Raw genomic sequence first — 14,668 nt, 5'->3', positions numbered from 1 at the left:
TAGTGTTGCATTGAAAATAAAGCTGTAGGTATTTCTTCTGTAAAAGTTGTTCCAATCCTGCTTGTCACTAGCTTGCCTAGGGAACAAGCAGGATTGGTGCAACTCTTACTGATAGAAATCCACAGTTTTATTTTCTAGCAACCGAGTAACAGTGTACCTTCTCTTTCGGCTGGTGATATTGTAATCTACAGTTTAAGTGTCTTTTTTAAGTATTCTAAATCCTCTAGTGAATCTATTTCGAATATATCATTTGAATTTATTTTTTCAATATATACATCCATTTTATCCAAATTATCTACAGCGATACTATCCCAGTATAGATCCCTGAAATCCCCTTTGTCTATTGCTTCTTCTACTTTTTGCGATATAAACGCACCATCTTTTGATGTCCAGAAAGATGCTCCTGACATTATGTAACTTGGTTCATCGCCTTCTTTTCCGATATCGACACCAAATATTCTTCCACTATCATCATATTTTAATATCCATTCCCCTATTATATTTTCTTTGCAGGCTGAATAGTACACTGATGTGACTGGTTTATCTTTTGGTAAAAAGTTTCTTGTAATATAATTATCTGCATCTATAACAAATGCATCTTCAAGGTATTGCCTAACTAAGTACATAGTGTAAATGTTATTATAAACATCATATTTATCATTAATCACTTTTATTAAATTATATTTATTAACTATCTCATCAAACTTCTCATGTAAGTAACCTGTTAACACTATAATTTCATTAATTCCAACTTCTTTTAAGTTTATAATTTGTCTCTCAAGCAGGGACATACCATTAACTTCTATTAAAGACTTTGGCGTAGTTTCAGTCAACGGTCTAAGCCTAGTTCCCATTCCTGCCGCCATTAAAATCGCTCTCATATTTACCTTCTCCTCACAGCTAATTTAAACTATTTATTAAACATAAACAATCTCAATCTTATTATATATGGTTACATAATGATAATATAGCATATTATTTAAATTTATGGAATATTGCAACAAATCCCAAGTATAGTTGCCCTTATCATTACTGAATGCTATATAGATAAACATACATAAACTTGATTTATACTTTAAAATATATCTCTCACCAGAAAGAAAGGGTATTCTTTTGCGCAGTGTTGCATTGAGAAACCAGCTATAGGATTTCTTAAGTAAAAGTTGTTCCATTCTTGCTTGTCATGAGCTTTAGCTCAGGAGCATGCAAGAATGGGTACAACTTCTGCTGTTAGAAATCCATAGCTGGTTTCTCTCGCAACCGAGCAACAGAATACCCTTTCTTTCGGTAAGTTACACGCATAAATCAAAGTTATGCTTTGACTATCTATACTTAAAGTTTCTTTAAATATTCCTTAGCTCTATTGTATCTATCTATTCCGTAAGTACCAAAATCATCGCCTTCAGCTTCCTTTATTAAAGTCCACACTGCCCACAAAAAGTCTTGGCATATTTGATGAATTAGAAGTCTTCTTCTCGAATCATTATCAGCTTCTTTTCCTTTAAAGTATAATCTAAACATTAACTCAATGTCATCTTCTGAAAATTCATTCTCTAGAGAAAGGGCTGCCAAATCCCACATATCATCATTAATCCCACTATACTCCCAGTCAATTAAATAAATTCTACCTTCAGTATCTTTAACTAGATTCTCAGAAACTAAGTCATTATGCGATGGTACAAATACCCTATTACAAACTTTTAATTCTTCTTCAAGAGCCATTACCTTTTCTCTTACTTCATCGTAATCATCAAAGAAATTTCCATCATCTTTTCTTAATATATTTTCATACTTTTCAAGTTCTCTGAACATGTTAAATTCATTATCCATATGAAAATCTATACATTCATGTAGATCTCTCAAAATAGATGTAACTTGCTTTAAGTTTTCTTCTTTCTTGATACTTCTATGAGTTAAAGTTTCTGCATTTTCTATAAACTTAGATATTTTAACTCCAGTTTCAAGATTAAAATAAGGTACTTCTACATTATAACCTTTCTCAGAAGCAATTGCAGAATTGAACATTTCTGTGCTTCTATTAATCATTTGTTCTGTTCCAACCCCTGCAACTCTTAAAATATATTTATTCTCTTTAACAGATATTTTATAGTTTTTATTCGTCATACCACCTGCTGGAACAACTTCAGTAATATCTTCATCATTTACTTTTAATGAATCTTTGACAATAGCCTTAATACTATTAATTTCATAGCTAAGTTCTCTTCTTCTTATTGTTGGATAAAGATAATTTTTTATCTTTTCATATTCCTTCGCGCTATCTGCATCTCCCCAAGCAAGGTCGTCTATCTTAACGAAACCTATGTTGTAATTTCTAGCGACATCTAATAATACATATTCATAATTTAAATAAGGATTAACATTCCCCTTGAATTCTTCAAGCATCATTGTATATAACTTATAAGAAATCTTAGTAAGTCCAATCATTTCTCCATCAATTCTGTTAAATTGATGAATATCCTTAGACATTTTAAATAAGTGATTATCTCTTATTTCAACAAAGGCCTCATCACCTGACCCACTTTCATTTGTAAATAGTATACAGTCTCTATTTTGACTTTCCACTAATTCTTTTATAGCTCTCTTTTCAAAAATCAAATCATTTTCTATAAGTAAGAAATCATCATCAATATAATCTTTAGCTAAAGATAATGAGTGCATAGTACCTGTCCATTTGTATGTATCACTTTTTATTAAAATAATATTTTTGCTATTTCCAAAACACTCTTCATAGTACTTACTTTCATATCCTGTTACTATAACAGTTTTAGTTATCCCATTTTCCTTTAATATACTTAAAGTTCTATCAATTAATTTTAAGTCCTCAATTTCAAGCATACCCACAGGTTTTCCAAACTCTTCTGCTCTACCAGCAGCAAGTATTACTGCTTGTTTTACTATCTTTCTTTCCCCTTCATGAAGCTTTAATCTCGTATTTTTAGCTGAAGCTATATTTTCTTCTAAAAACTTCATGCCTTTTTCAGTCACTTTATATAAAGTCCCTCTATTATTTGTTATTCTATCTATAAATCCATCTATAGTAAACTCTTTTAAAACAGCATTAACCTTTCCAAGAGATATATTTGTTCTTTTAGCTAATTCCCTTTGGTTAATATTAAAGTTATCATTTAAAGTTTTCAAAATTTCTATTCTATCCTCTAACATACTACACTTAACTCCCCTTTTAAGTTATATAATTTATTCATTGTTCGAATTTTGAACTATAATTAATTATATTCCTGAAAATTATGGATGTCAATAACAATAAGACACATGAAATTAAATATATTCAATTATAGACAGTTATTAACTTATGGATACAATCACATGAAATTAAACAAAAGTACCTTAAAATATCTGTATAACCAAAAAGAAATGGTATTCTTTTGCGCAGCGTTGCATTCAGAAAATGGCTGAAAATATTTCTTCATTAAAAGTTGTTCCATTTATGCTTGTCCTGAGTCTTACCTCAGGAACAAGCATAAATGGGTGCAACTTTTACTGTTAAGTGAGAATCCAAATCTTTGATTTGGTTATCGAACTTACTCAGCGAACGCAAGTGAGTCGAGTTTCACACATCCTCAGCCATTTTCTCTAGCAACCGAGCAATAGAACACCATTTCTTTCGGTTCTACATATTTTAAGCTCTAACAGCTCCATCTTGTCCGAAATTATATACTTTACCATCTACATACATAGTTTGATTCACAGCCATTTGTCCATTTGGTGTAAAGTAGTACCATTTACCATTTAAGTACACCCAGCCTTTTTGCATCAAACCATTTTGACCCAAGTAATACCAGCTATTATTTAAATTCATCCATCCTTTTCTCATTTCCCCAGTAGCTGGATCTAAGTAATAAGTTTGTCCAGTTTTATTATCAACTTTCCAACCTGATGCTCTATATCCCAAATTATTCAAGTAATAATATTTTCCACCTGTAGATATCCACGCATCTTTAACTTGCCTATTTTTCTTATCAAAGTAAGCTGGCTTGCCATTTACAGTACCCCATTCTTCATACTTTGTTAAGTCTACCCAACAATCATTATATTCATCATAGAATTGATCATCATCATATTGATCTCCACCATCACTATCGTCATTCCAATTAGAGCTATCAACTCTATAAACTTCAAGTGTATAAGTGTTACTTTCAGCACCATCCTCTGATGTTACTACTATTTGAATTTCAGTTTTTTGTGCTCCTCTAATACTTACGGATATCGGAGTAGCTGTATAATCTTCTCCGTTAACAGTAGTTGTTGATTTAGAGTCTTGCGGAACAGGCGTTACTTTAACACTTGTTATATTTTGATCAACACGCACTTTAGTGACATTCTCTGTAGGATCAAAGTTATAATCGCCAGTGCTAAGTATAACATTCTTTAGTGTAGCATCACTGCCTTTCGTATTGTTTTTAATTACAACTGTATATGTTTTACTAGTTGTTCCATCCTGTGCTGTTACTACTATTCTAAGAGTAGTTTTTCCACTGCTGTTCAAAGCAATTTGTTCAGCTTCACCTGAAACAAAATTATATGATTCATTACTTCCATCAATAGTTCCAACAATAGATTTAACACTAGTATCTTGAGGTACTACCGTTATCTTTTCAGTAGTATCTTCTTTAGCTACTGTTGTGGTATAGCTGTACTTATCACTTGAAAAACCTTGATTTCCATCACTATTAGTTAAAGTATATCCATTAATCTTTAAAGAATTAAGCGAAGCTTCATTTGAATCTTCTCCTGAGCCTGGATTGCCATTATCATAGTTATTAGGCAGATAAAATACATACTTATCTCCTAGTGGCTTACTCTCATAATTAGGCGTTCCTGCTGTTGATTGTGTGGTATAGAAGTTATCATAATACGCCTGAATCACAATCTTCTTCGCCTTATTTAGCGATACGTCAAGACTAGCACTTCTTTTATTACTGCTATCTAATCCATTGTTAACAGAAGCAGTTGCTTCCACTAAATTATTTCCATCTACACTATCTGAAAGCCAAACTCTAATGTATTCATTTTTGTTACTTCTTGCTCCCGTAAAAGATACATTTACCATGTCTGAATTTTTTGTATATAAATCATAAGTACGTCTAGACGTAATAAAATTATCTATTATATTGTCTTTAACACCCGGTTGAGTTAAATAAGTATTATCATTACTATCATTATTATCAAAAGCTAAATTCATACTAAACGAACTTCCTGCTAATTTGTATACTGTTAAAAGATATCTAGCTAATATTTTTGATGAATTAGTTACACTTCCATCTTTTCCAGCATACACATCTATCTGAATTATATTAGATGTTGAACTAGCCATAAAATCAATATACTGTTCACCATTCTTAAGTTCAGATTTTGCGACTCTGGTCGTTCCCGTTGAATCTGTATACCTATTCGTTACAACGTAGGCCACCGTATCCTTACTTTTTATTAAAGTAGGATCAATACTTATTAGTCTAGCTCTTGGATCCACATATATCTTACCTGAATATTCTTTAAAACCATTAGTATTCGTAGTAACGTCAAATTTCTTTCCTACATATGCTAACACGCTAGAATCATCATTATAATCTGCTTTTGTTATTCCTGATTCTTTTAAGCTATAGTCTGAATCTGCATTTAAATTGTTGTATTTAATTTCTATAGAATATACCTTTTGAATATTATTTGAATTGTTTGATGAACTCAATCTAACAACAATCAAATCTGATTGTCCTAATCTTTCTAAATTACCAATTAGCATGTGACCATCAATCTTATACTCAGTGCCTTCTGTTGCAGGTTTTCCGTTCTTATATACCTTTGCACCTGTTAATGACATAGTAGAATCAAAAGTCATGTTATATTTTAATGTTGAAGTTGAATCGGGTACATCAAAAGTATATCTAAGAGGCATACTTTTGTCTGGGGTCGCTACAGTTGAATATAAAAATGGTACTGTGTTATTTTGGCTTAACTTAGTATCTAAAACTTCCCCTGTATTTGTATCAAAATATGTTGATTCACCTACATAAGCGTTAAACATCATAGGATTTATCTTACCTACAACATATTGAGTTCCATGCTCTACTGTTATTTTATCATTAGCATAGGTTGTTGGAACAGGATTCTGTGTCTCTATCTTTTCGATTGTGTTGTTAGCTGAATCTGCAGGCGTATATATTACGTCTTGTGTAGTTATAGTTATTTTATATTCAATTCTATTAACACCTAACGGTAACCCATTTATCACCTTTCCAACTATTTTAGATGTTGAGCCACTTGAATTTCCAGCATCTCCAATGCTTATTCCTTGATCAACTAATATGGCATTTCCATCAACGGTCTGCCAACTAGTCCCATTTATAGTCATTATATCAATTCGTTTAGCAACAATACCACTTGTTGATTTTTTGCCTGATTTTGCCTGACTCTCAAGAGTGGATCTGTCCGTTATATCATCAGCACTAAGTGAAATTGTAAATGCCCCTGTCACACTTGTAGTAGAGTATATCTTTTCAGAAGTTGTTGTATCTGTTCTAGGTGTAAGTTTTGCACCATCAGCCGTTACTGTTATAGCAGTTGCATCCGTACCTATTGTTGCCGCACTAACAGCTTGTTCAATAAATCCTTCTGGCAAAAATGATATTATACTTGTAAATATCACTAACAATGCTATAAACCTTTTTTTCATTTTTTCCATTAATGTCGCCCTCCTAAATTGTAAAAATTGAGAATTAAATAAAAACCGGTCATCATATTGTTATTTATATTATCATATTAATTTACGGATTTACCAAACTGGCAAATTATCCAAGGCAATATATCTTTCTTTATTAGTTAGATATTAATTTATATAAATTAATATTTTTAAATTGAGCATTCATACCATTTAAATTAATATGCTGTAATAAATTACTCTAAATTAATAATTAACTTAATTATACCATATTTTAATTATAGAGCCATATACTTTTCTCATTAGACATATAAATACATAAATGGACTAATTATATCTCAATAAAAATCTTTGTTTATCTCACTTATTAGATAAAATACCTCTTTTTCCTTTACGCGGAACCATAAACCAATAACCTTCCATAATATAATACAATACGCATATATCATGGAAGGTCCTTTTATTATATTTCTATCATATTTTTCTTTTTTCTACCTATAGTCCCCAGTCAGTATTATCTCTCCAAAAAGTAATATTCTCATATTATGATTTACCTTTAAATGAATTTTTACATTTAGGACATGTTACAGAAATTTTCCCCTGCTTTCTTGGGACACGCAATTTTTGCCTACAATTTGGACATGTAAAATATTTATGAGTCTTTAAATCCTTTGTTATATTCATCTTACGTCTAAACCAAACTATTGCAGAATTTCTTATTCTCAAATATTTATAATTCTCTTGCTGACGCTTATATATATTCCTTGAAAAAATTCTATAAACACACACTAATGTTGGAATGTATGCTATCAGTTCAAGCCCAATTAAAGCTCTTGGTAATAGATTTGTTATCATTAATAATATAAAAGATAAGACAAGCAATGCTTTTGATAAATTATCACCCCCGTATCTCCCGTACATAAATCTTCTTAACCACTCCATTTTTTCACCTCTTTAAATTTTAGTTATTATAACTTGTAGGATAAATCTAATTTATCTAAATATTATTACTTTCAAATATAGTGTAATAAGCGAAAACTATCAATACATATACTCTAAATAATCTATTAATTTTTTATTAAGTTCATGTATCCTATAAAGGTATTGTGTATCACCGAAATATAAAAATACTTGCAGTAAGAGATTAATTTAAGTTTACTGCTGAACAACCGAAAGTGGATATATGTGTTTACTCCGGTTCCTTGAAGATTTTGCTGGATGATTCTAAGAATACAAGTTGTACCCAAAGTGCTTGCTTCAAGGACTACGCCTTGAACAAGCACATTTGGGACAACTTATATTCTAAGAATCATAGCCAGTAAAATCTTCTGATGAACACTGCGTAAAAACATACATCCACTTTCTTTGTTTAATAGTAAGCATAAATAGCGATATATTTATGCAAGTATTTTTATATTTTTCTGATTACAATACCTTTAATGAATATTCAAGTCTTTTCATACAGTTTTTATATTTATAATACAATACTCATATATTCTTTGGTCTGTATATGTGAAATAATTAATGTGGTAGCAAAACAAAGAAATAGAATACATATATGTGGAGTCAGGCATTGAAAAATAAGCTGCTAGAATATCTTAATGGGAAGTTGTTCCACTTTTGCTTGTCACAGGAACACGCAGATGTGGTGCAAATTTCCATTTAGATATTCCCAGTGAAATTTTTCACAGCCCTGCGGAACATATATGTATTCTATTTCGGTTGTTCATTGCTTCACAATACCCTTATTATAGACTCTAAATTGCTGCAGCAATTGCATTTGCAACTGCCGTTGCTTCTTTATCTTGATAAGACCAAGTTGAAACTTTTTGAGCCTCACTCGCATTTGTTAAATATCCAAATTCAATTAATATTGAAGGCATAGCTGTATTTCTACATACAAATAAGCCACTATCTCTAGGACCTCTGTTTGTTGCACCAGTACTGCTTGAAATAGCTGATGCTACTGATGATGCTAAATTCATACTTGTTGATAGCTTATAATCACTATAAGCCCCACCAAAACTTGAATCTTGAGCCCTAGAACTATAATAAACTTCCACACCATTTACTGATGCTGTAGCTGCAGCGTTATGATGTAGACTTATGAATAAATCTGCACCAGAATTATTAGCAATATTAACTCTGTTGGTAAGACTTTGAGTAACTGCAATAGTTTCTCTATCTGATGAATTTCTTGTCATTATTACTGTATAACCTAATGCCTCAAGTTTTACTTTCAACTTTTCTGCAACCTGCATATTTAGATCCCGTTCAACATATGTTACTCCATTATGAGTAGCATATGCACCATCATCTCCGCCAAAGTTATGTCCTGGATCCAATACTATTACTTTTCCCGAAGTGCTTCCAGGCACCCTGTTTCCTCTTTTTCCATCCGGCCCTATTTGCCAGCCATTTATAATTACACCTTTAAGCATAATACCTGTAGCTGGATCTAGATAATAGTAACTACCTCCATCTACAGCCCAGCCTGATGCTCTTGCACCACCGTTTCCTAAATAGTACCAATTTCCATTTTGCTGTATCCATCCTGTTGCCATTATTCCAGTAGAATATAGGTAATACCAATTTCCATCTGGTTTAATCCAACCTGTTAGCATGTCTCCACCAGAATTAAAATAATACCAATAACCGCTAATCGAAACCCAGCTTGTTCTCATAGCACCATTGGAATCTAAGAAATATTTTCTACCATCGATTAGTTTTAAGCCGGTAGTCATACTTCCATCACCTTGGAGATAATACCACTTATTATTATCTTTCGCCCATCCAAGCTGCATTGCTCCACTTGGTTTAAGATAATACCATTTCCCACCTAAATAGATCCATCCTTTTGCCATAACTCCGTTACTATATAAGTAATACCAGTTATTATCAGGATTAATCCATCCAGTCGCCTTACTACCATTTGATCTGTAAAAATACCAATTCCCACCTTCTAGCTGCCATCCAATTGGAGAAGCAATATTTATACTATTATCAGTCGAAATTTTAATTGGTTCAGTCACTTGTGCTCCCGTTGGCCCTGGCGAAGCTGTTTGAGGTTTACTTGTTGTAGTATTTGATCCCGAAGTGGACCCTGTACTTGAATTTGTTCCAGTACTCGTGCTATCGGCATCATTAGTAGGCTGAGATACTAGCCCTGCTGATATTAATAAATTATTATATAATTTATTAACTTCTTCCCCATATGTAAGACTTGGAGCCCATTTTCCACCCAAGGCATTTACTGTTACAGCTTTACCCTTAATAGTTGCAAAATGTCTTGGATCATATGTATTGCTTCTTGGATAACCAGAAGCTCCTGCATAAAGTGCTAAGTGATCTACATGAGCTTGTACACCTTCATCCCAAGTATTAAATCTTTGGTGAGCAATAGGATCAGTATCAGATCCCCCTACACTCGTCTTCATTCCACATGGGTTTTTATAGCTCTCATCCAGAACTCCTCCAAATCTTCCATACCCTGTTTCTTTAGCCGCTTGAACATATGCAATCGCTGGATTAACATTGCCGTGAGTCGGTGCATATTTCCAGTATAACTGTGCTAATCCTACAAATGTATCAGTTGCACCATTAGCTTTAGCCCATTCTTCTGCTTGTTTTACTGTTACCTTTGTACTCGATATTATGTTATTGTCTGCAACAGCTGCTTTTACATTAGTAATTGGAATTAGTACTAAAACTATTACAAATGCAAAGAAAAATGTCGTCAATTTCTTAATAGCTTTCAAAACAGCGTTCCTCCGTTCATCTTTGGTTTAAGGACAAAATTTCATAATCCAAATCCTTGGAATTTAACGATGATTGTCCAATATATAATACAACTTAACATATTGTTTTGGGGGCTAATAAAACAGACAAATCGCTTTTTCTCTTATGCAATTTCTACCATAAATATTTTTAATGTCTATAACTATAATTCTTGGACGCCTTACATTTAAAAATATGACAACTCTACAACTAAAACTTATATCGTATACTCATCTAATCAGGGTAATTTTGTAGTAGGCCTTGATTATAATCATCAGGATACTGATAATTTTATGCCAACTTCTGATAATGATATAATTATTGGAATAGATCATATGAAAGAAATAGTTCAATAAAATAAGAGAAGGTACCCTTTTACGCAGTATTTCATTCAAGAAATAACTGTAGTTATTTCCAGCAACCGCGTAATAGAGCACCTTCTCTTTCTATAGTTTATTTTGCACTTTATAAGTACATATCTTCAATTCTGTATATCTAAGTTCATTATATATTTGCAGCAATAGTTTCTGCTATTGCTTCTGCCACTTTTTGCTGACTTGCTGGATCTGCGCATCTTATTGCTTCTTCTTTGTTAGTTATAAATCCAACTTCAACTAATACTGCCGGAATGTTTGTATTTCTACATACATATAGATTTTGTGACTGACCACCTCTATTATATAAATTAAGCTTGCTTGCTATGTTATTATTTATAAGGGTCGCCATTTTCTTACTCTTTTCTATTCTAGCATTATCTAATCTGCCGCCAAAAGTATCATCTTGAGCTTGTGTACTGAAAAGACTAAGCACTCCATAAGCTGATTCACCTGCTGAATTATGGTGAATACTTATAAAGAAATCTGCATTTGCATTATTAGCAACATTAACTCTATGTGAGAGACTGTCAATTAAAGAACCATAAGAAGGCCGTTCTCCAAGATTTCTTGTCATTATTACATTATACCCTCTATTTTGAAGCTCTGTCTTTAATTTATCTGCAACCTGCATATTTAATACTGTTTCACTATAAGTTACTCCATCAATAGTACTTTCAGCTCCATAATCATTACCATAATCATGTCCTGGATCAATTACTATTGTTTTCTTACCAGTTGAAGGCGTATTAGTTCCACTACCTACTGGTGGTGGCTGAATTCCCGAATTTCCTGTATCTTGGTTAGATGAATTTTGTTTCTTTCCATCTGAACCAATCTTATAACCACCTACTGTAGTATTAGTAAGCATTCTTCCTGTTGTTGTATCTAGATAGTATGAATCTCCATTTGATGTAACCCAGCCTGTTGCCATAGCACCACTATCCTTTATATAGTACCATACTCCATCAATATTAATCCATCCTTTAGCCATAGCTCCAGTGTCATATAAATAATAATAAACTCCATTCTCTACAATCCAGCCTGTTGCCATACTACCATCAGTATTGAAATAATACCAATTGTTATTTATCTTAATCCAACCTATTTCCATGGCACCACTGCTGTTTAGCATATAGATTTTATTATTTATTTTAGAAAGACCTGTTACCATAATACCATCGCCTTGAAGGTAATACCAGTTTTTGTTATCCTTAATCCAACCAGTCTTTAATATTCCACCTTTGTCAAAGTAGTACCATTTATTATTTATTTTAGTCCATCCACTATTAGTAGCCATGACTCCTGAATCTTTTAAGTAATACCAATTTGAACCGTCATATTGGATTCCAGTTGCCATAGCACCTGAAGACGTTAAAAAGTACCAATCATTATTTAATTGCTTCCACCCTTTAACCATGATCCCTGATTTATCAAAATAGTACCATTTACTATTGTAATTTACCCATCCAGTTGCCATTTTTCCATCATCTCTTAAGTAATACCAATTGCCATCAGGATTAATCCATCCAATTGCTTTTGTATTATCTGATTTGTAATAATACCAAGCTCCATTTTCATTCTTCCAACCAATATTAGATGTTATATTAGGCTTATCCTCTTGTGGCTTATTTTCATTTTGAGGCTTGTTTTCTGCAATAACATCAGATGCATTTACTGGACCCGGTTTGCTTTCAGGCTTTCCTGGATTTGGAGCTGCATTAGATGATCCACCGCTACCAGTATTGTTGTTATTAGTGTTTCCATTACTTGTAGAATTGTCAACACTATCTTTTGGATAATCTACTCCAGCATAATCTAATAAATTTTTGTATAATTTATTTACTTCTTCACCGTATGTAGCACTTGGAGCCCATTTTCCACCTAAAGAGTTTACCGTAGTTGCCTTACCTTTAATAGTTACAAAATGTCTAGGATCATAAGTATCCTCTCTTGGATATCCACTAGCTCCTGCATATAAAGCTAAATGATCTAAATGCGCTTGTACACCATCATCCCAACTATCAAATTTTTGATGAGCATTTGGGTCAGTGTCACCACCACCCGATGGGTTTTTAAGTCCACATGGATTGTGATAACTTTCATCTAAGACTCCACCAAATTTTCCAAACCCAGTTTCTTTTGCTGCTTGGACATACGCAATAGCTGGATTCACATCACCATGATCTGATGAATACTCAAAATAAAGATCCGCTAAATCTGCAAAAGTGTCCGTTGCTCCCTTTGATTTGGCCCATTTTTTAGCTTGTTTCGCAGTAACCTTACTGTCTGATATTATTTTAAAATCAGTAGTTGCCGCTTGTACACTTAACGTCGGAATAAAACTTAGTACCATTGCAAAAGCTAAGACAAAAGTAATAAGTTTCTTTTTAATATTCAAAACAGTCCGCCACCTCCTTATATTTGATTTTAACAAAAAAAGTCATGGCATTAAAGGTAAATTTAAAAAAATGTAGTTTTTTTATCATATATTCATATAAAATTGTTTTTTATGGATATGATTAGCACAACATTTGGGATTTAGAATAGAATAAATTATATAAAAGGTATGCTTATTTGTAATTGTACTTATAGGTGTGCCTTTTTTATAGGTACACAATCATAAATTTGATTTATGATTTAAAATATATACTACAGCAAAAAGAGAAGTTATTTTTTTCTAGCAGTCGAGTCAAAGTAACTTCTCTTTCGGTTGGTTATCTATAAAAACTTATAGATGCATTTAAATATGCTTTTCCTACGTTATTAAACTCCAATGTTTTAAGTACATTTAAAATAATTGCAAAGATTTCATATGATGAAGTTTTTTCTCTATTAATAATCTTTAATATGTTCATTATTTCACTTTCAATCACTTTAAGATCTGAATCTGTTAATGGCTCTAAAGCTTCTTGTGACGCATTTAAGATAGATCTCTTTATCTTTGAAATACTGAACTCTTCTAATCTGCCATCCTTTTTTATTATATTCATATGCTTTGCCACCTTTCTATCAAGTGAAACTTGATTCAGGTGGAGTTTGATCTCCATCTGAATCTTATTTGAACTTATCTAATGTCGTGCCACTGTTATCCCCCACCTTTATAGAGGATGGGAGTGTTACAGTGGCTAGACATCAGATAAAATCATTTTAAATACACAATCATTATATATTATTTATACAATGTAGATATTTTGCCCTAAAAAGCATTTTTTAATCTTCAATCAAAACATACTCTCTTTCATACATTAATTCTACTCCTTTAATAATTTGAGTTTATAATCACTAAAAGAGAGCCTATTTAATAGCTCTCTTTTAGTGATGCTTTCTTCTACAATTATCAAGGTCACTTTGACAATTAGCAAGACTATCCATTAGATTATCTACTAACTTATCTGTAAGACACAATTGGTTGCATAATAGTTTTTCATTCATATTTATCAGATAACAAATAAAATTTTGATTAGTGAATGCATATAAGAATAATAGCACAGTTACTAATCGGTTTAATACTGCCTCTTGATTTCCTACGACCATTGTAGATAACGTCAAATCACTAATAGGTTCATTATTTGCTCCAAGAGTATTGAAATCAGTATCATAACAGTTACCGTTGCTCATTTTCTTCCTCTCCATGTACAACAATATTATATATATAATAATATGAATAATCTTTTCTTTTTGTTACTTTCTAAAGAACGTGAAAGAAAATAATAAAAAATTCTGTATATAGTTTGTTGTTACTGATCATCTATATCAATAAGAATTAGAAATAATAATCTATTTTTTGATTATGCTTAAATTCGAGTATTAATAATTAGAT

At 32.1% G+C, this 14,668-nt stretch carries 8 protein-coding genes; all 8 read right to left on the bottom strand.

Annotated features, from left to right (window positions below; all coding sequences use genetic code 11):
• Positions 1-185: 185 nt before the first annotated feature.
• The 8 genes from CLCHR_RS00730 to CLCHR_RS00695 all read right to left on the bottom strand — a co-directional run bounded on the left by CLCHR_RS00730 (position 186) and on the right by CLCHR_RS00695 (position 14,466).
• Positions 186-881, bottom strand: a complete 696-nt coding sequence (locus tag CLCHR_RS00730; protein ID WP_079437742.1) for a sugar phosphate nucleotidyltransferase — start codon at positions 879-881, stop codon at positions 186-188.
• A gap of 451 nt (positions 882-1,332) precedes the next feature.
• Positions 1,333-3,183 (bottom strand): NTP transferase domain-containing protein, encoded by a 1,851-nt coding sequence (locus CLCHR_RS00725; protein ID WP_079437741.1) that lies wholly within the window; start codon positions 3,181-3,183, stop codon positions 1,333-1,335.
• A gap of 475 nt (positions 3,184-3,658) precedes the next feature.
• Complete coding sequence (locus CLCHR_RS00720; protein ID WP_079437740.1) at positions 3,659-6,718, bottom strand: N-acetylmuramoyl-L-alanine amidase family protein; 3,060 nt, start codon at positions 6,716-6,718, stop codon at positions 3,659-3,661.
• 519 nt (positions 6,719-7,237) lie between these two features.
• A complete protein-coding gene (locus CLCHR_RS00715) occupies positions 7,238-7,636 on the bottom strand; it encodes a zinc ribbon domain-containing protein (protein WP_079437739.1) in 399 nt (132 codons plus the stop codon).
• An 815-nt stretch (positions 7,637-8,451) separates the two neighbouring features.
• Positions 8,452-10,452 carry an N-acetylmuramoyl-L-alanine amidase gene (locus CLCHR_RS00710; RefSeq protein WP_079437738.1) on the bottom strand — a complete coding sequence of 667 codons (2,001 nt, stop codon included), beginning with the start codon at positions 10,450-10,452 and terminating at the stop codon, positions 8,452-8,454.
• Between the two features lie 523 nt (positions 10,453-10,975).
• Entirely contained in the window at positions 10,976-13,246 is a 2,271-nt protein-coding gene (locus CLCHR_RS00705) for an N-acetylmuramoyl-L-alanine amidase (protein ID WP_079437737.1), read from the bottom strand.
• Positions 13,247-13,562: 316 nt separating this feature from the next.
• Entirely contained in the window at positions 13,563-13,838 is a 276-nt protein-coding gene (locus CLCHR_RS00700) for an ATP cone domain-containing protein (protein ID WP_079437736.1), read from the bottom strand.
• 322 nt (positions 13,839-14,160) lie between these two features.
• Positions 14,161-14,466 (bottom strand): hypothetical protein, encoded by a 306-nt coding sequence (locus CLCHR_RS00695; RefSeq protein ID WP_079437735.1) that lies wholly within the window; start codon positions 14,464-14,466, stop codon positions 14,161-14,163.
• Positions 14,467-14,668 lie beyond the last annotated feature (202 nt).

Source organism: Clostridium chromiireducens, assembly GCF_002029255.1.
GTDB lineage: Bacteria > Bacillota > Clostridia > Clostridiales > Clostridiaceae > Clostridium > Clostridium chromiireducens.
The sequence above is the reverse complement of the archived record's forward strand: the minus strand, read 5'-3'. Positions and strand labels throughout refer to the sequence as shown.

Coding starts and splice junctions, on each gene's coding strand:
- CLCHR_RS00715 (WP_079437739.1), bottom strand. CDS start 7,636: ATGGAGTGGTTAAGAAGATTTATGTACGGGAGATACGGGGGTGATAAT.
- CLCHR_RS00695 (WP_079437735.1), bottom strand. CDS start 14,466: ATGAGCAACGGTAACTGTTATGATACTGATTTCAATACTCTTGGAGCA.
- CLCHR_RS00725 (WP_079437741.1), bottom strand. CDS start 3,183: ATGTTAGAGGATAGAATAGAAATTTTGAAAACTTTAAATGATAACTTT.
- CLCHR_RS00720 (WP_079437740.1), bottom strand. CDS start 6,718: ATGGAAAAAATGAAAAAAAGGTTTATAGCATTGTTAGTGATATTTACA.
- CLCHR_RS00700 (WP_079437736.1), bottom strand. CDS start 13,838: ATGAATATAATAAAAAAGGATGGCAGATTAGAAGAGTTCAGTATTTCA.
- CLCHR_RS00730 (WP_079437742.1), bottom strand. CDS start 881: ATGAGAGCGATTTTAATGGCGGCAGGAATGGGAACTAGGCTTAGACCG.